This window comes from Citrobacter sp. MNAZ 1397 (assembly GCF_023613995.1).
In the GTDB taxonomy this organism is placed as follows: domain Bacteria; phylum Pseudomonadota; class Gammaproteobacteria; order Enterobacterales; family Enterobacteriaceae; genus Phytobacter; species Phytobacter ursingii.
Window position 1 is genome coordinate 256,926 of record NZ_JAKIVH010000001.1, and the last position, 20,629, is coordinate 277,554.

Genomic DNA, 20,629 nt, shown 5'->3' on the forward strand with positions numbered 1-20,629 from the left:
GATAACACATTATGAAACCCGAGACCCAGATGAAGCCACGCCAATATACGCTCAGTACCGGTAAATCCCGCATCACCCTGCAGGCCGGGCAGACCAATATTCACAAGGCTGCGCCGGGTGAATCTTACCGGGTGCTTAAACGCCAGGGTGAAAATGATCAGGAAAAACTGGCCGATGACGTCGTGGCTTCACGTCACGGGCAGGATCTGCAACTGGACTATGCCGATGGCACCACGCTGACCTTACAGGGCTGGTATAGCGAAAGCGATACCAGTGTAACCCTGCCTGCCGATGGCACCGCTACCCAGGTGATTACGCCGGGGAGCACCGAAGGGGCGGCCCTGACTGACGGCAGCCATGTTCTTTATGCACACGGTTCTCCTGACGCGCTGGCCAGCATGACCTCAGGCCACCCCGGGCTGGAAGGTATCTTAGCTGGCCTGCAGGATGGCTCGGTAGTGACCGGCCATCCGATCACCTACCTCCCGCAATCACATTCTTACGCGGGCTATATCGCCGGTGCCCTCGGACTGGGGGGCGTGATCGGGGTTGCTGCGGCAAGCGGTGGCCATGGCGGGCATGATAAGGGTGGCGATAACAGCGGGGGTGAACCCCCGGTCCAGAACGCCGTTCAGCTTAATTTTGTCGGCGGCCCGGCGCTCAGCAGTAACGATTTGAAGGTAGAGATTTATCAGGCCGATGGCAAAACGCTGATTGGCACGGGGACGTTGGGGGCCGATGGCTCGGTCACCGTGTCTGCGGGCAGTTACACCGGCGTCGTTATTGTGAAACTCATCAACAGCGGCAGTGCCGCTGACTACCTGGACGAAGCCACTGGCGCGGGTAAAGACCTCTCTGCTCAGCTTTGGAGTATGGGTGTTATCTCCGGAAACAACAGTACTCTTGTGCTCAATGTTAACGTGTTGACCACGCTCGCCTATACCAAGGCCCAGGAGGCCCTCGGTGGCACGCCTGACAATCCCGCCACCCTGAGCGCAACCCAGGTGACCGACACGGCAACGGCTATCAGCAACCTGTTTGGCGTGGATAACATTCTGAACACGACGGTTACCGCTACCAACGGCGGTAGTTTTGATGCTGCCGATGGCCTGAGTGCCGGTGAAAAATATGGCCTCCTGCTGGCGGCCTTCTCCGGTGCAGAAGCCAACGCCGGCGCGACCACCCAGACCATCCTGGACACCGTCGCTGCCGGAATCACACTTGGCAGCACTAACAATCTGTCCGATGGCGCGCAGTCGTTGCTGATTAAAGGCGCAGCGACCGCCAGTGATGCATCCGGCGGCGTCAGCCTCATTATTGATACCCATGCGCCTGTCTTTAGCAGCGCCACGACGACCAGTGTGGATGAGAACATCGGGGCCGGTAAGGTAGTCTGGACAGCTGTCGCTACCGACCCCAGTCAATTCAGCTATAGCCTGGGCACCACCGGTGACAGCGCGCTGTTCAGTATCAACGCCTCCACCGGCGCGGTCACGCTGACCGGCAACCCGGATTATGAAAGCAAAGCCAGCTACAGCTTCACCGTTGTCGCCACTGATGCAGCCGGTAATGCCAGTAGCCAGACGGTCACGCTGGCGGTCAACAACCTCGATGAAGTGGCGCCGACGATCACCAGCGGGGCAACAGCCTCGGCGATTAACGAAAACAGCGGCGCGGGTCAGGTGATTTACACCGCCACTGCGACCGACGCCGGCGATATCAGCGGTGGGGTGACCTTCTCGCTTAAAGCGGGCAGCGACGCGGGGCTTACCATCAACCCGACTACCGGAGCCGTCACGCTGACCGGCAACCCGGATTTTGAGAGCAAATCCAGCTACAGCTTCACCGTTGTTGCCACCGATGCGGCAGGCAATGCCAGCGACCGCACGGTCACGCTGGCGGTTAACAACCTCGACGAAGTGGCGCCGACGATCACCAGCGGCACGACAGCCACGGCGATCAACGAAAACAGCGGCGCGGGTCAGGTGATTTACACCGCCACGGCCACCGACAGCGGCGATATCAGCGGTGGGGTGACCTTCTCGCTCAAAGCGGGCAGCGACGCGGGTCTGACGATCAACCCGACCACCGGTGCGGTTACGCTGACCGGCAACCCGGATTTTGAAAGCAAAGCCAGCTACAGCTTCACCGTTGTTGCCACCGATGCGGCAGGCAATGCCAGCGACCGCACGGTCACGCTGGCGATCAACAACCTCGACGAAGTGGCGCCGACGATCACCAGCGGCACGACAGCCGTGGCGATCAACGAAAACAGCGGCGCGGGTCAGGTGATTTACACCGCCACGGCCACCGACAACGGTGATATCAGCGCTGGGGTGACCTTCTCGCTCAAAGCGGGCAGCGACGCGGGTCTGACGATCAACCCGACCACCGGTGCGGTTACGCTGACCGGCAACCCGGATTTTGAAAGCAAAGCCAGCTACAGCTTCACCGTTGTTGCCACCGATGCGGCAGGCAATGCCAGCGACCGGACGGTCACGCTGGCGGTTAACAACCTCGATGAGCAGGCTCCGAGCTTCACCACCGGCAACAGCAGCGACAGCTTTGCCACCGCCACGGTGAGCGTTGCCGAGAATACCGCCGCCAGCACCGCCATCTATACCGCGCAGGCCGTCGATAATGACGCCGCCGATGGTGGTGAGCACGTCACCTACAGCTTGATTGACCTGAACAATGGCGCAGACGCCCAGTATTTCAGCATCGACGCGGCAACGGGGGCGGTCACTTTCAAAGCCAGCCCCGACTATGAAGGCACCCACGCGCCTGCATACACCTTCATCGTCGCCGCCACTGACGCGGCAGGCCATGTGACCACGCAGACCGTCACCGTTAATGTCACCGATGTGGACGAAATCGCACCGACTGTCACGCTCGACGGCAGCTCGACGGGGCCGGTGATGCTGAGCCCGGCGACCAGCTACATTTACCCCAACGGTTTCGACACCACCGCGCTGGGCGACGGCAGCTTCCTGGTGACATGGGCAGGCAACAACAATGGTAGCTACGGGATCTATGCGCAGCGCCTTAGCGCTCAGGGTGTGGCGATGGGTGATCCCGTACAGCTCGCATCAGGTGCGACCAACACTTACTCAAACGAGTTGGACAGTGTCATCAGTGTGACGGCCATTAACAATGCCGGGGCGTATGCCGTGGCCTGGACCGGCAAGAACGGCGCCAGCACTGACAGCAGCATCTATACGCAGTTGTTCAATGCTGACGGCAGCCCAATATCCGCAGCCGTGCAACTTGATGGGGCCGCTTCTGCGCAGGATATCGCTCCGCAGATCGCGACGCTTACCGACGGCGGCTATCTCGTGACATGGTACATCAACAACGGTGGCGTCTACGTGCAGCGCTTTGATGACGCGGGTGTCGCAGTTGGCAACACCGTGCCACTGGCTGCGCCGGGCTCCTCTAACAATGCCAGTCCGCAGGTCACCGTGTTGGACAGCGGCGGCTATGTGTTGACCTGGCAGGGCCAAACCTCCGGCGACTACCACATCTACGTGCAGCAGTTCGATGCCACCGGTACCGCTTCCACTAGCAACCCGGTGGTGCTGGACGCTACGACGGGAAACAATTCCAACTACGAAAACCTGCCGCAGATCACGGCGTTGGCTAACGGCGGCTATGTCGTCACCTGGTCCGGCTACAACTACAGCAACTCGAACTACAATAGCAGCACCTATGTGCAGCAGTTCGATGCCACTGGCGCCAGGGTTGGCAGCATCGTCGAACTGGACAGCGCGAGTAACGGTAATTTCGGTAGCGATTATACCTACCCGTTCGTCGCAGCGCTGGCCGACGGTGGCTACGTCATCACCTGGATGGAATATACCAACACAAACGGCTCCGACGATTACATTGTCTTTGTTCAACAGTTCTCTGCTGGCGGCAGCAAAGTGGGCGCTGCCGTGCAGTTGGACGCACCGAACAACAACACGAGCAACAACTACGATGAACTACCGCGCATCACGGCGCTGGGCGATGGCGGCTACGTCGTTACCTGGATGAGTTTGGGCAGCTCGAATTGGGACGTCAATGTGCAGAAATTCGATGCCAGTGGTGGCCTGGTGGGCGGTGTCGTGCAACTGCAAGCTTCCAGCGGCGCGACCGACCTCTTTCCACAAGTCACCGCCGTCGGTACAGACGGCGAATACATGGTGACCTGGTACGGTGCTGCCAGCGGCATTTCAGGCTATCACCTCTTTGTGCAGAAATTTAACGCCGATGGCAGCACCCACGAAAACCTCGTCGTGCTCAATCACGATGGCCACGCCACCGTGCAAAGCACCGAAAGCGGCACCATCTATCTGGTCAACGACAATGTGCAGGTAAGCCAGCTCAGCGACATTACGGGCGCCGCCAGCAACCAGTGGGCCAGCACGATTGTCACAGCCAATACCCGCGCAACTATCTCTGCCGCAAACCTCGCCGAAGGCACCTACCACGCTTACGCCGTCGATGCGGCAGGCAATCTTTCCGTCATTTCCGGCAGCAGCGTGCTGGTGGACAACACCGTGCCCGTCTTTACCAGCGCGGCCACCGCTTCTGACATTACTGACAGCACTGTCGTCGGCGATACCATTTACACCGCTGCCGCCACCGACGCGCACGGCGTCACCTACAGCCTGAGCGACACCCAGCACTTCCATATCAATACCAGTACCGGCGTCGTGACGCTGCTCTCCAGCCCGGCCAGCGCCACTGGCGCGCAATTCACCGTCACCGCCACCGACGCCGCTGGCAACCAGACCACGCATACCGTCACCTACAACGTCGTCGATACCACGCCGCCTGGCGTCACGCTCACCCGCGACGTGGATGGCGTGGAGAACAGCAACCAGACGGTGACTGTGCAGAGCACCGAGGCCGGTACGGTATACCTGGTCAGCGACAGCGTGACCGTGACGAATCTGAGCAGCCTCACCAACGCTGCCGATAACCTGGTGAACAGCGTCGCCGTTGCGGCGAACGCCGGCACCACGCTGGCGCTGACGGGTCTCGCCGAAGGCACCTACCACGCTTATGCTGTGGACGCGTCCGGCAATGTCTCCGCTATTTCCGGCAGCAGCGTGATAGTGGACAACACCGCGCCCGTCTTCACCAGCGCAGCTACCGCCGCCGATATTACCGATAGCACTACCGTCGGCGATACCGTCTACACTGCTGCCGCCACCGACGCGCACGGTGTCACTTACAGCCTGAACGACACCGGGCATTTCAGCATCAACGCCAGCACTGGCGTGGTTACGCTGCTCTCCAGTCCTGCCAAAGCGACCGGCGCGCAATTCACCGTTACCGCCACCGACGCCGCTGGCAACCAGACCACGCATACCGTCACCTACAACGTCGTCGATACCACGCCGCCTGGCGTCACGCTCACCCGCGACGTGGATGGCGTGGAGAACAGCAACCAGACGGTGACTGTGCAGAGCACCGAGGCCGGTACGGTATACCTGGTCAGCGATAGCGTGACCGTGACGAATCTGAGCAGCCTCACCAACGCTGCCGATAACCTGGTGAACAGCGTCGCCGTCGCGGCAAACGCCAGCACCACGCTGGCGCTGACGGGTCTCGCCGAAGGCACTTACCACGCTTATGCCGTGGACGCGGCAGGCAATGTTTCCATCATTTCCGGCAGCAGCGTGATTGTGGACAACACCGCGCCCGTTATCGCAGGCGGCGCCACCGCTACCGGCGCCACCATTGTTGGCGGCACGGCGGCTGGCACCCAGGTGTACGACGCCAACGCCACGGACGCCCATGCGATCACCTATAGCCTGGACGCGGACAGCCTCGCCAATTTCTCCATCAACCCCACCACCGGCGTCGTCACGCTGAACAGCGCCGCTATCGAGGGCAGCTATAACTTCATCGTTACCGCGACCGATGCCGCCGGGAACCACAGCAGCCAGACTGTCACCCTCAACGTCAGTGCTGGCCTTAATGGCAGCGCGACGGTCTCGGGCAGTACCACCGACACCTCCATCGAGATGACTGTCAACGTCGGTCTGGAGAAGCTGAGTAACGGCTACACGGTCATGGAGTACATGAAGCAGACCGGCGGCGACAATATCACCTGGGATCCAACCGGCGCGCTGTATGACGGCGTCGTCAGGGTGCTGGACGCGAACAACAACGTCGTCAAGACCCTGGATATCAGCGTCCCCGCTGGCTACACCATGTTGGATACACAGGTTAAGGCGCTGGCCAACGGCGGCTTTGTCGTGGCCTGGTCGCAGGTGGATGTCACGAATTGGAATGACTATAGCGTCCACTACGCGATCTATGACAACAGTGGCAACCTTCAATCCAGCAACACCCTGGCAGCACCTGGCACCGGGGTCACCATCGCGGCGCAGAGCAGCGCGAATGGCGGTGATTTCGCGATCGCCTACCAGACGATGGGGGCCGGGACCGATCAGCAGGAAGCTATCTCTGTCTTCCACTACAACGGCAGCGGACTCAACTTCACCCAGGGCGCGCAAACCCTGATTGGCGGCAACAGCACGAGCGCCAATTTCGGCGGCGTCGCCAGCCCGGCAGTGCAGTTGATGAAATTCCAGCTGACGCCGGGTGTGCTGACGGCACTGAGCGATGGCAGTTATGTACTGGCGTCCGAGGTCTACGACTGGATAGGCACGCCGGGTCAGACGGCGACAACCACGCCTATCGGCGCCTTCATCTTCAAGCTCGACGCCACCGGCACGCTGGCTAACTTCGACGGCGGCACGACCTGGCAGCGCGTCAACTGGAATGACGAGCAGGGTTCGCCGACCAACGTCGTTGCTTTTGATGGCGGGTTTGCCGTCTTCAGCCAGGAATACCGGACCGCGACCTGGGAGGTCACGCTCTATAACAACAACGGTACGCTGATCACCACCCACGTACAGAGCAACGCGGTTTATGGCATGGGGACCCAGAGCTATCATGCCGTGGACGTTGGCGCGATGGACAAAACGCTCCATGACGAGCTGGCGTGGATCGGCAACGGCAACGGCTCCGTGGCGGCATCGGCCACGGCCTATGACAACGGCACGGATCTGGTGTTCGTATTCCCCGACGGCCATGGCGGTTTGAGCCAGGTTACCATTTCGAAAACCACCGGCGAGCTGACCAGTGCCGTCACCGACAGCGGTATTACGGTGCCCCAGGGCGGGCAGTTGTATAACCCACGGATCGTCTCCGATGGTGCGGGCGGCTATGACATCACCTATTCCGTCGTCTTTGATTCCGACACAAGCGATGGCGGTAAGGCCGGCTATGCTGTCGGCGATATCTATCAGATTGGCCTGAACGCAGGCCCTGCTCCAGCGTTACCGATAGTGACCGATGCCCATATCGCCATCACCTCCACGCCAGGTGGCGCAGACGGTACTACCTACAAGATCGGCGACACCGTCACTGCTGTGTGGGATAACTCGTCCAGCGGCGACGCCAATACCAGCACAGTGACCGGCGTCACTATGGATTTCAGCCAGTTTGGTGCCAGCACGCCGGCGACGGCGTACGACGACGGCACCCACGGCGATGTCACTGCTGGCGATGGTAAGTATACGGCCCAATACACCATTACCGCCGGCTCTATCAACGATGTACACGGTCTCAACGTCTCGGTCACGGCCACCACGGCGAGCCACACCTCTACTACTGCGGCAGACAGCACCGGCCTGACGGTAGACAGCTCTGCGCCTGTGCTCTCCAGCAGCACGCCGCAGGATAACGGCGGCAGCGTTGCCACGGGTTCTAACCTGACACTGACCTTCAATGAGAACGTGCTGGCCGGCAGCGGTCATATCACCCTCGTCAACGACGGCAACAGCAGTCTGAACAAGGTCATCGATATCACCGACAGCTCGCAGGTTACCATCAGCGGCCACACGGTGACGGTCAACCCGACAACGGATCTGGCGGCTGGTGCGAACTACCACGTCCAGATCGACAGCACCGCGCTGCACGACGCGGCGGGGAATAATTATGCAGGTATCAGCACGTCGACGGGATTGAATTTCACGACCGCTTCCGCCTCGATCGGGGATCCTTCCATTGTGGTGTTTGACCTGACGACGGGACAAAGTTCCGATCACAACGGGCGCGTCTTTGACGCTAATACCGCCTACACCATCTATATCAAGGTCAACAGCAATTCCAGTTCGCTGGTTGAGCTGGATAGCAATGAGATGTGGTCGGGAGCCCAGAATCTGGGCACGGACGACAAAATTGTGCTGGTGGGCAGCGGCAGCGCGGTTAAGGGAGGTTTAGGTGGTCAAGTGACGATGGTGAATCACCCTGCGAATTCCATTGGCTGGGTAGCGGGGTTCTCTACGTCTCATTCTAAGGCAGCCGGAATTGCCGCAAACGGCCAATTTACGCGCAATGGTATGCAGAACGTGGATCTCTGGAACGGCACCTGGGCGGCAAATCCGGATGCGGACAATGCGTTTGCTCAGGTGTATCTGCAGGCGATGCCTGCCGGCGTTCTCACCTCGCAAGGGCTGGCGCTGCCATGACGGGTTCTCTGTCTTTGCTACGCCGTCTGGTTGATATGCGGCAATTCGAGGCGCTGCGTGAGGCCTGCTATAACCTGCCGGTAATTTCACCAGCCGAACAGGTGCTGCTGGCCCTGGCCCAGGCTCATCTGGGCCAGCCAGAGGCGGCGCGCCAGACGCTGGCGGTGTTGGTCCCGGCAACACTGGAGGTCGACGCCCGCGTCGACCTGGCCGCAGTGCACTTGCTTCTTGGGGAACTGGACGCGGCGCAGGCGCTGCTGGAAGCTGCCCGCACAGAGGCGCCAGGCCACTCGCTTCTGCTGGCGCGTCTGGCTGCCTGCTATGTGCAACGTCAACGGGGGGAGGAGGCTATTCCCCTGTATGAATACAGTTTGCGCCAGCAACCACGCATCGCCGTCTATCAGCAACTGTTGCGTCTGTACCTGCAAAACGAGGACCTGGCGCAGGCCGAGACGTTACTGAGCGCCGCCGACGTTTTCTGGGCCGCGGAGCGGGAACACTGGCCCGCATCTCAGGCGGCGCTGTACGACCAGCAACTGCGCGGCCTGCGCCTGGAGCTGTGGCTGGCCCGTGAGGACTTCGCCTGCGCTGACGCCTGGCTGGACGCACATCATGCTGAACTGGCCGTGGATGATTACTGCGGCCTGTTGACCGGTTATGTGCAGCGTCTGGCTGAGCGTGGGCGCCATGCCCAGGGCGAGGATGCGCTGCGCCGTGGTCTGCGGCATTACCCGGAACATCCGGACCTGTACCAACAGCATGCTGAACTGGCGGAGTTGCAGGGGCGTATGCCTCAGGCCATCGCCTTGCTGCACCGTGCCCTCCATCTGGCCGGACAACAGCAAAAAATGACACTGCCTTTGCGCCTCAAGCTGGCCAGCGTCGCTACCCAAAGTTATCCGGCGCTGGCACGTAAGATGGCCGAACTGGCTATTGAGGAGGCCGGGGCGCTGGCGCCATCACCCGATATGGATGCCGCGCAGATCGGCCACTGGCAGGCCCAGGCGCAAGCGGCACTGGCCGGGGTGGATGCGCAGGAGCAGCACTACGCCGGGGCCGAGGCGCGATACCTCGAAATTCTGCAGGCGCATCCTCTCCTGCTACCCGCATTGCAGGGGCTGGGGCAGTTGTATATGCAATTGGGGCGCATCGACGAGGCCATCGCGTTGTTCGAGCAGGTATTGGCTGTCGACCCGGCACGCGGTCATGCGGCGCTGATCAATGCCCGACGTTTCCCACAAGATGAAGAGACATTGATTCGCCTGGAAAACCTGGCGCGTCGGCCAGGCCTTGCTGGTCCGGTACAGCCTGGATTGTTGCTGCAACTGGCTGCCGCCTGGGAAAAACGCAAAGAGTACGCCAGAGCCTTCGCCCTGGCCAACGACGCCAATGCCGCCAGCTGCGCACTGCTAAGTTACGATCCGGTTGCGCATCGGCAAAACTGCGCGCGTATCCGTCATGCGTTCAGCCGTTCGCTATATGAAAATCGACGCGGCATCGGCAACGATTCAACGCTTCCCATATTCGTGCTGGGTATGCCGCGTTCCGGTACCACGCTGGTCGAGCAGATCCTGGCAGGACACAGCCAAATCCACGGCGCAGGCGAACTTGGCGTGATCCCCAGTACCATCGCCGGTCTGGAACGCTGGGAACGTACTACGGGGTCAGGACGCCATTATCCGGACTGTGTGGACGACCTGTCGGCCGATGTTGTGGCGGGTATTACCGCCAGCCTGCTCAAGGAACTGCGGGAAACATTGCCTGATAACGCACCTGAGATCCGCCATGTGGTGGACAAACTGCCGCACAATTTCGAGAACATTGGTCTTATCAAGCTGCTGTTCCCGAACGCGCGAATCATCTCGGTGCGACGCGACCCGCGCGATATCGCTATCTCCAACTATTTCACCGACTACGCGGCTAAGCATGGCGGTATGGGCTTTGCCTATAACCTGCAGTGGATTGGTGAACAGCTGGCTGACCACAACCTGATGATGCACCACTGGAACCAGCTGTTCCCCGGCGACATTCTCGAAGTGCGCTATGAAGACGTGGTCTCTGAGCCAGAGCGAGAGGCGCGTCGTTTGCTGGATTATGTGGGCGTGCAGTGGGAGCCGCAGGTGCTCGACACCTCTGAACTGGACAGGCCGGTCAAAACGGCCAGCGTGTGGCAGGTGCGTCAGCCTATCTATCAGACCGCGCGCGAGCGCTGGCGGCGTTACGCAGATTTTCTGACGCCGCTTATCGCGGGCACCAATGCGAAGATTGTGCATGAGCCTGTTGAGATGGTGAGCCTGCCCGTGCCAGGAATGCTGACCGATGGTATCGCGCGCTATCGTGAGGGGAAACTTGATGACGCCGAGATGCTCTTTAGGCGCCTGCTGCACCACGTGCCCGAACACGCGAGTGCGCATTTCATGGTGGGCCTGATTTGCGTTCGCAAAGGGCATCTGACCGATGGCATCGCGCATATGGAAAAGGGACACCAGGCTTGCCCATGGAACGCCAACTGGCGACGCGATCTGGCGCAGGCATACGACCTGGCGGGGCAACCGGAAAAAGCCCAGGCGTTAATGGCTTGCCACCCCGGCACGGGGGACAGCGCGGTGAGCGTAATGGATGTTGACCAGGATGACGCTATTCCTGTGGATTTTTCCATTCGCACCTCGGCGACGAGGCCGTTTTAGCGAACATCGCCGTGAGCGCGAATATCTCATGGCGGAATGTCGTGCGCTGATGGTGTAAAGGGGGAGAGGGGAGCCGGTAAAGTCATCTACAAAGATAACATTGTGCTCCTTATGTCGAGGCCTTTCCACTGCGCCCGTTTACGCTAATGAGAATTTCACACCGCGTTAATATCGGTTACGGATGCGCGTGCTACCAGGCGTCCGGTGATCGATTTGCCCTCTTCAACGAAGACCGGATGCCCATCAATCAAGGACTGAATGCGTTGAATGCACTGTTCCAGCAATTGATCGACAGGGTAAGCGATGCAGGTCAGCGGTGGGTAAAGTAAAGACGCAAGGGGCGAGTCTTCGAGGCTGACAATAGAGACTTCCTGCGGTACGGCGATATTAAATTCACGCAATAACCGCATCGCCTCGGCGGCGTAACTGTCGCGTTTCGCTATGATTGCCGTGTATTTCGTAAAACTATTTATGAGCTTTAACAACGCCTGTTCGATGTTGCTGTTCGCCATGACCAACAGCTGGCGGTTAAAGGGCAGGGAGTAATTCTGCAAAACGCTGCGATAGCCCTCCAGCATCTGCTTGCTGGCGGCGTCATCTTCATTATCAACGAGCAGGGCAATACTCCGGTGTCCTTTTCCCAGCACGTAACGACAGGCGCTTTCCGCTGCAAAGGCATAGTTATAGCCCTGGCTGGCGCTTCCTTTGGTGGAAAAGGTATCAAAGGCGATGACATTTGCCGGCATATCGCTACTGGCGCTGCTTAGCGTGACCACCGCAGCACACTGGTGATTCAGGCTGTGGATTGCCGCTTTTTGCTCGTTTTCATCGTTAACATACTGAATAAGAAGGGATTTATTGAGCGCTTTCACCGCAAGCGAGAGGCGAGGCAAAAGCGTCGCGCTAAAACTGGCTTCATGTGCGGGCAACACCATCCCGATATAGCCTGATGTATTACTGGCCAGGGTCTGCGCCGCAAAGCTGGGACGATAGTCGAGCACTTCGACGGCTTTTAATACGGCTTCACGGCTATCTTCACGCACGCCACGTGTGCCGGTCAGTACGCGAGACACCGTGGCGCGGGAAACATTGGCTAATTTTGCAACATCATCAATAGTAGGCATGGTGTTTTCTGTATGGCGATTTTCTCCCAATAGTACCATAAATGTAGACCTGGTTTAGTCACTTACGCCGTCCAGCGCGGCGTATGGGTTGGCTGCGAATGAAGCGTTGGCAACCATGCCGCTCCGCGTACGCCGCTGGCATCGCCGAATTTGGCTTTCACAATTGCGGTGTGACAAGAGGACGAAAAAATATACTTTTCGATGGCCGGGGGAAGGTCGCGATAAAGCGAGGCCACATTAGAAAGTCCGCCGCCGATGACAATGGCATGGGGATCCAGCGTATTGATAACCCCGGCGATACTGCGCGCAAAGGCATCGATAAAGTGCTGATAGTGGGCGAGCGCCAGCGGGTCGCCGGCTTCTGCTGCGGCAATGATCGCCTCCGTGCTCAATGTGCTTCCCTGTTGCTCATTGAAACGTCGGCTAAATCCAGTGCCGGAAAGATAGCTTTCAACGCAGTTTTCATGCAGGCAGTAGCAGTGCTGAACCGGGCCATCTTTCTCTGGCGTCCATCCAGGCAGCGGGTTGTGCCCCCATTCACCGGCAATGGCGTTGGGGCCGCTAAGTAGCTGACCGTTTACCACCACACCTCCGCCGCATCCGGTACCGATAATAATGCCAAACACTGTTCCGTAGCCCTGGCCTGCACCATCGATGGCTTCGGAGAGGGTAAAACAGTCGGCATCGTTGGCCAGGAAAACCGGCTGCTCCAGGCGAGAAGCCAGATCTTTCGCCAGATTTTCGCCATTCAGCACCAGGCAATTACAATTTTTGATAAGCCCTGTATCCGGGTCTATCGCGCCCGGCAGCCCAATGCCGAGGGTAAAGTCGCTCTGCTGTTCGGTTCTGATGTATTCCACCATCTCGGCAAGATGATGAAGAAATCCTGGGTAGTCGGTTTTATACGTCGGGCGCCGCTCGCGAAAGCGAACCGCGCCGTTGTGGTCCAGCAGTGCCGCTTCCATTTTTGTACCGCCAATATCGAGGCCAAGGTGAAGCATTGTCATCCTCCTGTAAAAAGAAGAGAGGCAGGGCCTCCCTTCGGTGCCACTCAATGGCGGGTGCGGTAAATCTCAATAAGTTCCGTCACTAACTCTTTAGCGAGGATGGAGGTCATCAGGTGATCCTGGGCATGCACCATCACCAGCGTCATTTTGGTTTTGCCTTCGCCTTCATCGGCTTCAATGAGCTGGGTCTGGACTAAATGTGCTTCACGGGCGAAATGCTGTGCCTGCTGCATTTTTTCGTCGGCATCAGCAAAATTGCCTTCTTTGGCACTTTGCAGCGCTTCGTAGCACAGGCTGCGTGATTGTCCGGCATTGATGATAATACCCATGACTTGCTCTTCTAATTCCATAACATCCTCTGAGTTCGGTTATTGCAGTTATGCGGTTTCTGACTGCCCTAAAGCACTGGCTGGCTGATTTTCAGCAGCCTCTTGTGCAAGTAGCTGTTTTTCGTAGGCTTTAAAGAACGGGAAATACATGGCGGTAGCGGTGACCATACAAATCAGGCACATAATGACCGGGCTGAATGCCCAGTTCGCCGCCCAGGATGCGCCAATCGGGGCTGGCGTTGTCCATGGCGTCATCGAGACCACGCGGGCGACCAGACCGAAGTCGAGTGCCAGGTACGCCAGGGTCGCATTGACCATCGGCACCAGCACGAACGGGAGAAAGAACAGCGGGTTCATAATGATCGGCGCGCCAAACAAAATGGGTTCATTGATGTTGAACAGGCCAGGAACGATGCCCATACGGCCGATGGTGCGCAGGTGCACGGCTTTGCTGCGAATCAACAGCAATGCCAGCGGTAAGGTTGAGCCCACGCCGCCAATCAACAGGTAGTGATCCCAAAAACCTTGTACATAGATGTGTGGAATGGCGGTGCCAGCGGCAATAGCCGCCTGGTTGACGGATAGGTTCGCCATCCAGAAGGGGTTCATAATGCCGGTGACAATCAGCGCGCCATGGATCCCGGCGAACCACAGGATCTGGCACACCAGTACCGAGAGCAGAATGGCCGGTAAGGTGTCCGACGCGGCGACCAGCGGTTTAACCAGCGACATGATCGCTTCCGGTATGATCATGCCAAATTGCGATTCGATAATCAGGTTCAGCGGGTGCAGCGTCAGCACCACGGCAAGAACCGGGATAAGAATTTCGAACGAACGCGCCACCCCGGTCGGGACTTCTGGCGGCAGGCGGATGGTGATGTTGTTACGACGCAGGAGTGCATACAGCTCCGTGGTATAGATGGCGACCAACAGGGCGGTGAAAATCCCCTGGCCGGAAAAATAGGCCGTCGAGATTTGTCCCTCTTTTAACGGCGCGGCGATAAGCAAAAAGCCCATCAGCGATAACATGCCCGACGTCAACGGATCCAGTTCGTGATGCCGGGCGAGGCTGGCGGCAACCCCAACGGAAATAAATATCGTCATGATGCCCATGCTGAAATAGTACGGCAGCATCAAGTTGGCGCGATGGTCGAGCGAGAACTGCAGCCAGGCGCGTGCGAATCCCCAGGTGGTGTCGGGGGAGAAGGGCGGGAAAATAAATACCAGCATAAAAGAACCGACAATCATAAACGGCAGCGCAAGGATGAAGCCGTCACGGATGGAGGTAACGTATTTTTGCTGGCCGACGGCACCGGCCAGCGGCGTGATTTTTTGCTCAATCACGGCGATTAATTTCGAGTACAGAGAGCTCATGGCGTGTCCCTTATTTTTTATTGTCAATTAATGAAAGGGCAAAATCTAAAACTGCTGCACCCTTTTGCATGCCGTAATCCATCATGTTGATGGGCTCAACGCGGATACCGTAGGCATTCGCTTTGTGTTGCAGATCTTTTTGCATGTACTTCACCTGCGGGCCAAGAAGAACGACCTCGTAATGTCCTACCTGCTGCTCGAACTCCGCGACACCAAAGGCTTTGATATCAACGTCCAGACCGCGCTTTTCCGCCTCTTCCACCATTTTTTTCACCAGCAAGCTGGTCGACATGCCAGCGGAACAACAAAGCATGATTTTTTTCATGAAAAGACTCCTGACTGAGTGACGATTATGGGCGCACTATAGATTTGCGGATTCAAAACGGAAAGCGCTTTCCAAATATGGATGCATTAAATGTGAGCACGATCACCAGTTTGAGACTTTCACTTTGGATCGATGTAAGCGATGATCCTGCGACTTCGTGGATTAAATAGGTTCCATCATGAACATTCAGTTTATGAATGTTGTTGTTGTGCTGATCGAGCAGCGCATTACCCCTTTTGCCAACATGCTCACCCGCAGTCAGCACATCACCGCAATGCGTGACAGTTTTGCGCTGGCAATGCCTTTCGTGATCGTCGGTAGCCTGATGGTGCCGTTGATATTTCCGCCCGTTTCCATCGACCCTTTCTCGTGGTTCGGCGGCTATTACCAGGTTATTCGCCCGATGCTCTTGCCCACCTTTGAACTGACGATTGGTCTGGTAGCGTTGATCATTGCCTTTGGGGCCAGCGCCAGTCTTGCCAAGCAATATCAGCTGCCGGAAAGGTTATCTGGCCTGACCGGGTGCCTTACTTTTCTGCTGTTTATCGGTTTTAAAACGACGGATGGGAACAACGTTTTTCTGGGTGGGTTAGGGATATTTAGCGCATTGATTTCAAGCTTTTACAGTATTGAAGTGATTCGGCTTTTCTACAGAAAAGCCTGGTGTATACGCCTGCCGGATGAGGTACCGATGATGACGCGAAATGGCTTCCAGCTTTTGGTGCCGTTGCTGGTGGTGATGCTGTCTATCACGGCGGTGAATATCACTTTAAAACTGACAACTGGGATGATCCTGCCTAATCTGATCAGCGAAGCTTTTCGCCCGCTGATTATTGCCTCAGATACGCTGACGGCCATCCTCATCTCGTTGATTATTTGCAATTTATTGTGGTTTGTTGGTATCCACGGTGCACTGATTGTCACCGGTATTATGAACCCCTTCTGGATGACCTATCTGTTTGAAAACCAGCAGGCGTTGGCGAGCGGGCAGGCACAGCTTCCCCATATTTATCTGCAAGGGTTCTGGGATTTTTACCTGCTGATTGGTGGCATCGGTTCGACGTTGCCCCTGATCTTTATGGCGCTGCGCAGTCGCTCCCGGCAACTGAAAAGTGTGGGGAAAATTGGCTTTATTCCCTCGCTTTTTAACATCAATGAACCCATTCTGTTTGGCTTTCCGGTTATCCTTAACCCCATATTTTTAATCCCTTTTATCTTCGTTCCGGCCATCAATGCCTGTATTGCCTGGTATCTTACCCACCTTGGCGTACTGGACCGCGCCGTGGCGATGTTGCCCTGGTCAATGCCGTCACCGCTCGGCGCAGCCTGGTCCGCAAACGGCAGTTGGAAAAACATGTTTATGTGCCTGTTTGCGTTCTTCAATTCCTGGATGATCTATCGCCCATTCTTCAACGTCTATGAACGCCAACTGATGGACGCTGAGAGCAAGTAAACCCGCCGCTGTTTCCCGGCCAGCACGATCATCGTGCTGGCTTTTTTATATCCCATGCTCAGTTGTGTGATTTTAATCACGATTTCATCGCCATGATTGTCGATTTTGTGATTTGAACCGGCAATTATGGAAAGCGCTTTCCATAACTGGATGTACATTTCCTTTTTTGATCCGTAAATTTCCATCCGCGCCATACAGACGCTCTTTCACTCAAAAAAAGAAAAAGGAAAATCATGAACAGGTTGAACCGATTAATACCTCTGGCCTTACTCATTAACGCTGCGCTCTGCACGAACGCACAGGCCGAGGAGGTCAAGGCATATGACTTCGCGCTTCACGGTTATATTCGTTCCGGCATTCTGGCGAACTCCGATGGCAACCGTGTCGACTCCGTAGGATTGATGCCCGATGGGAAATGGCGTCTGGGGAACGAAGAAGACACCAAAATCGAATTAATTCCGCAGGTTACCCTGAAATCAACCTCAGGAGCTGTGGCAAAAATCCAGGCTAACATTACCCACCAGAGCAAATGTACCGCTGACTGGAACTGCCGGGACGACGATGGCCATGACGCGCAGTTCCGCGAGGGGTTTGTTGAATTAAGCAACCTCGACTTCGCGCCGGACATCACCTTCTGGGGCGGCAAACGCTACAGCAGCTCCAATACTTCCAGCCACCAGTACGACTGGGAATATATTCAGTACAACGGGACCGGCGGCGGTTTTGATCATCTGGATCTCGGTTTTGCCAGCCTGGATGCCGGTATCTACGCCTTCTCTCCAACGGATGAAACCAAAGCTTATCCCGTTGATAAGGGCGATCAGGGCTATCCGGATGACTACTCCCTCAACGTGTGGTTGAAGAAAATCGGCGGCACCGGCCTGGATCTGGAGTTCGTCGGCCATCACATGAACCGCAATGAAAACCACCCAACGTCTGCTGAAAAAGGCTATGGCATCACCGGGGTTTACAACTTTGACGGCTTCTGGGGGCTGACCGGCGGTTATTCAAAACTGGTTATGCAGTATGGGCGTGGCCTGGGGGCGGGGGATTCGCTGGGTAAAAACGGCTGGGGTTGGGCCAACCTGGACGATACCCAGTCGTGGCGTGTTGTGCTGGACAGCATGGCATCAGTAAACAACGTTGATATCTCGACCTTCGCCTATTACCAGAAAGATAAAAACTACCGCTGGTGGAGCAGCGATGCCGATGGCTGGGGCCGCACGCGCTGGGTTGCCGGGGTTCGCCCGTATCACCAGATAACCAGGAATTTCGCCATGCAGTATGAAGTGGGCTACGAATATCTGGATGACGAAAACTACAAAGGCGTGAATGGCAAAGGCAAAGGAGGGCTGACGAAAGTGACCGTTGCGCCAACCCTGACCTTCGACTCGGGTTACTGGAGCCGCCCGCAGCTGCGCTTCTTCGTGACGTATGCCAAATGGGATAAAGGCGTATCTGATGCGCTGGACGGCAACTACGACTGGAGCACCAACACCATCACCGCCGGGGGGTACAGCCGCAGCGGCAGTACGGACACCGTGAACTTCGGCGTCCAGGCGGAAGTGTGGTTCTAAGGAGAGATGAACATGTCTAAACCTTTACGTAAATGGCTACTGGTATCGATGCTCTCGGTGTTGGGAAGTGCTGGGGCCATGGCCGCAGAACAGTCGCATTTCGAAAACTTTATCACGCGTGATGGTGCGCAGTTGAAAGACGGCAACAGGGTTTTCCGCTTTGCCGGTATCCACGCGCCGGAGCTGCATCGTATTGAGGATGATGCGCGTGGGGTTTGCAAAGCCGATCCGCGCGGTTGGGGGCAGTACTTCAAATGGCCAACTGCAGAAGAACAGGAAAACTGGATCCGTGCGATGGTGCAAACCGGTGCCAAAGCGCAGCGAGTCTATGTGCTTTCGGTTCAGCAGGAAAACGATGTGGCCTGCGGGCGCGCAACGCATATCCTCGCACCTGAAACGCCAGACGGTATGCCGCGTCTGAATGAAGAGGCGATGAAAGTCTACGACAACATGATTGCGCAGGCGGACAAGCAGGGGCTGCGTTTAATTCTGCCCTTTATCGACCACTGGTGGTGGTGGGGCGGTCGTGAACAACTGGCCGCGTTCTATCATGAAAAACCGGAGGATTTTTACCGTACGGACAGTAAAACCTTTAAGGCCTATCTGGACGTGATTCGTCAGGTTACTACCCGTACTAACACGGTGACCGGGCGAGCCTACTTCGATGAGAAAGCGATCATGGCCTGGGAAACGGGCAATGAGCTGGAAGATACCAATGCCGATTTCCTCAAGCAAACGGCGGCATGGATCCGTAAGTGGGCACCGCATCAGCTTATCGTCGACGGCACCTATAAAAAGATAAACGCGTTTGCCCTGACCGACCCGAATATCGATATCGTCAGCAACCACTACTACACCAATGCCGGGAATAATCACCCCGATCAGGTCAGTAAAGATCTGCAGGCCATCGGCGGTAAAAAAGCCTATCTGGTCGGCGAATTTGGCCTGCTCGACCACGCGCAGCTCAATGACATTATGCAGTCGATTGTGCACAGCGAAGTCGATGGTGCGCAAGCCGTTGGCGGCTTTATCTGGGGCTTCCGCGGCCATCGCCATAACGGCGGTTTTTACTGGCACAAAGAGTTCACCGGCCACTACAGCTACCACCTGCCGGGCTTCCCGGTAGAGGGCAAAGCGAATCAGGAAATGGAGGTGGTAAATCTGGTTCGCACAGCCTCGGCGCAACTTGCGGGTTTAGATAAAGCGCCTGCGCTCCCCGTACCGGATGCGCCGCATCTGCGTGAGACCGATTCTCCTTTTGCCATTAAATGGATGGGGGCCGCCGTCGGGCGCGACTACGATGTTGAGCGTGCCACATCGGCAACCGGACCCTGGCAGGTAGTTGGCAAAGATATCTCTGACGGGGTGAACGAATGGAACCCGGCAACGATGGCTTTGTTCCGCGACGACTACCGCAATTTGCAGTTGGGGAAAACCTATTACTACCGCGTGATTGCCAAAAACGAGAGCGGGGTGTCTGCACCGTCGAACGTAATTAGCGTGACGCACACGCAGGAGAATAAAGCCCCGGTCGTTGCGCTAGCTTCCTCCCTGACGACCACTCAGGATAAAGGTGTGGCGCTGAAATCCAGCGCGACAGACGATAATCTTCCTGACCGCAAACTGGCGCTGAGCTGGAGCAATAACGGCAATGACAAGGTGCATCTGTGCGATAGCAGTAAAGCTGAAACCCGCGCCTGGTTCTCAGCGCCTGGCACCTATGCACTGACGTTTACGGCTGACGATGGTCTATTGCGCACCCGCAAAACCGTCAACGTCACGGTGAAAGAGGCCGTCGGTAAATCACCCGCTGATTACTGTACTTTTGGCGGCGGCGTACTGGACGTCAGTAAAGGCAAACTGAATGTGGTTAAAGCCAGTGAAAACCAGCTTGTCATTGGCGATGACGGTTTTCTCGGCCCGTTCGCCAGTGAGGGAGACAAGGTTACCTGGCAGGTGGAGGTCCCCTGGGAGGGGCGCTTCGCGTTACACGTGACCTTCAACGGCAAATGGGGTGGTAAAAAGAATTCATTTGTCGTTAACGAAGGGGCGCCCATCGCGGTTGAATTCCCGCAGACCGACGAAAAAGGCCAGCAAATGGTTTTGCCTGTGACGTTAAACGCGGGCACAAACACCATTAGCTTCGGCAGGTTCCCGGGCGACTGGGGCTACATGTTTATTAAATCCATTGAAGTGACTGCAGAGTAGTGACATTGGCT

At 57.2% G+C, this 20,629-nt stretch carries 11 protein-coding genes; 5 read left to right on the forward strand and 6 right to left on the reverse strand.

Features of this window, described 5'->3' with window-relative positions:
* Positions 1–11: 11 nt before the first annotated feature.
* Both L2097_RS01115 and L2097_RS01120 read left to right on the forward strand, forming a co-directional pair.
* Positions 12–8,534, forward strand: a complete 8,523-nt coding sequence (locus L2097_RS01115) for a cadherin domain-containing protein (RefSeq protein WP_250351964.1) — start codon at positions 12–14, stop codon at positions 8,532–8,534.
* A complete protein-coding gene (locus L2097_RS01120) occupies positions 8,531–11,221 on the forward strand; it encodes a sulfotransferase (protein WP_250351965.1) in 2,691 nt (896 codons plus the stop codon). The genes L2097_RS01115 and L2097_RS01120 overlap by 4 nt, the downstream gene beginning before the upstream one ends.
* A 155-nt stretch (positions 11,222–11,376) precedes the next feature.
* On the opposite strand, the gene L2097_RS01125 is transcribed toward L2097_RS01120, so the two are convergent.
* The 5 genes from L2097_RS01125 to L2097_RS01145 form a co-directional block, all read right to left on the reverse strand.
* The gene (locus L2097_RS01125; protein ID WP_250351966.1) at positions 11,377–12,345 is read right to left on the reverse strand and encodes a LacI family DNA-binding transcriptional regulator; all 969 of its coding nucleotides are present in this window, start codon (positions 12,343–12,345) and stop codon (positions 11,377–11,379) included.
* 62 nt (positions 12,346–12,407) lie between these two features.
* Positions 12,408–13,346 carry an ROK family protein gene (locus tag L2097_RS01130; protein WP_250351967.1) on the reverse strand — a complete coding sequence of 313 codons (939 nt, stop codon included), beginning with the start codon at positions 13,344–13,346 and terminating at the stop codon, positions 12,408–12,410.
* A gap of 50 nt (positions 13,347–13,396) precedes the next feature.
* Positions 13,397–13,702 (reverse strand): PTS N,N'-diacetylchitobiose transporter subunit IIA, encoded by a 306-nt coding sequence (gene chbA / locus L2097_RS01135; RefSeq protein WP_039079804.1) that lies wholly within the window; start codon positions 13,700–13,702, stop codon positions 13,397–13,399.
* A gap of 27 nt (positions 13,703–13,729) precedes the next feature.
* Entirely contained in the window at positions 13,730–15,055 is a 1,326-nt protein-coding gene (locus L2097_RS01140; protein WP_085007167.1) for a PTS sugar transporter subunit IIC, read from the reverse strand.
* Positions 15,056–15,065: 10 nt separating this feature from the next.
* Complete coding sequence (locus tag L2097_RS01145; RefSeq protein WP_039079806.1) at positions 15,066–15,380, reverse strand: PTS sugar transporter subunit IIB; 315 nt, start codon at positions 15,378–15,380, stop codon at positions 15,066–15,068.
* Positions 15,381–15,558: 178 nt separating this feature from the next.
* Between L2097_RS01145 and L2097_RS01150 the strand changes: the two genes are divergently transcribed.
* Positions 15,559–16,833 carry a PTS sugar transporter subunit IIC gene (locus L2097_RS01150; RefSeq protein ID WP_250351968.1) on the forward strand — a complete coding sequence of 425 codons (1,275 nt, stop codon included), beginning with the start codon at positions 15,559–15,561 and terminating at the stop codon, positions 16,831–16,833.
* Here the strand turns inward: L2097_RS01150 and L2097_RS01155 are convergent.
* Positions 16,797–17,027 (reverse strand): hypothetical protein, encoded by a 231-nt coding sequence (locus L2097_RS01155; RefSeq protein ID WP_085007169.1) that lies wholly within the window; start codon positions 17,025–17,027, stop codon positions 16,797–16,799. The genes L2097_RS01150 and L2097_RS01155 overlap by 37 nt on opposite strands.
* A gap of 39 nt (positions 17,028–17,066) precedes the next feature.
* Here L2097_RS01155 and L2097_RS01160 point away from each other — a divergent pair, with 39 nt between their 5' ends.
* Both L2097_RS01160 and L2097_RS01165 read left to right on the forward strand, forming a co-directional pair.
* Positions 17,067–18,410 (forward strand): maltoporin, encoded by a 1,344-nt coding sequence (locus tag L2097_RS01160; RefSeq protein WP_250351969.1) that lies wholly within the window; start codon positions 17,067–17,069, stop codon positions 18,408–18,410.
* Positions 18,411–18,422: 12 nt separating this feature from the next.
* Entirely contained in the window at positions 18,423–20,618 is a 2,196-nt protein-coding gene (locus L2097_RS01165) for a CBM35 domain-containing protein (protein ID WP_250351970.1), read from the forward strand.
* Positions 20,619–20,629 lie beyond the last annotated feature (11 nt).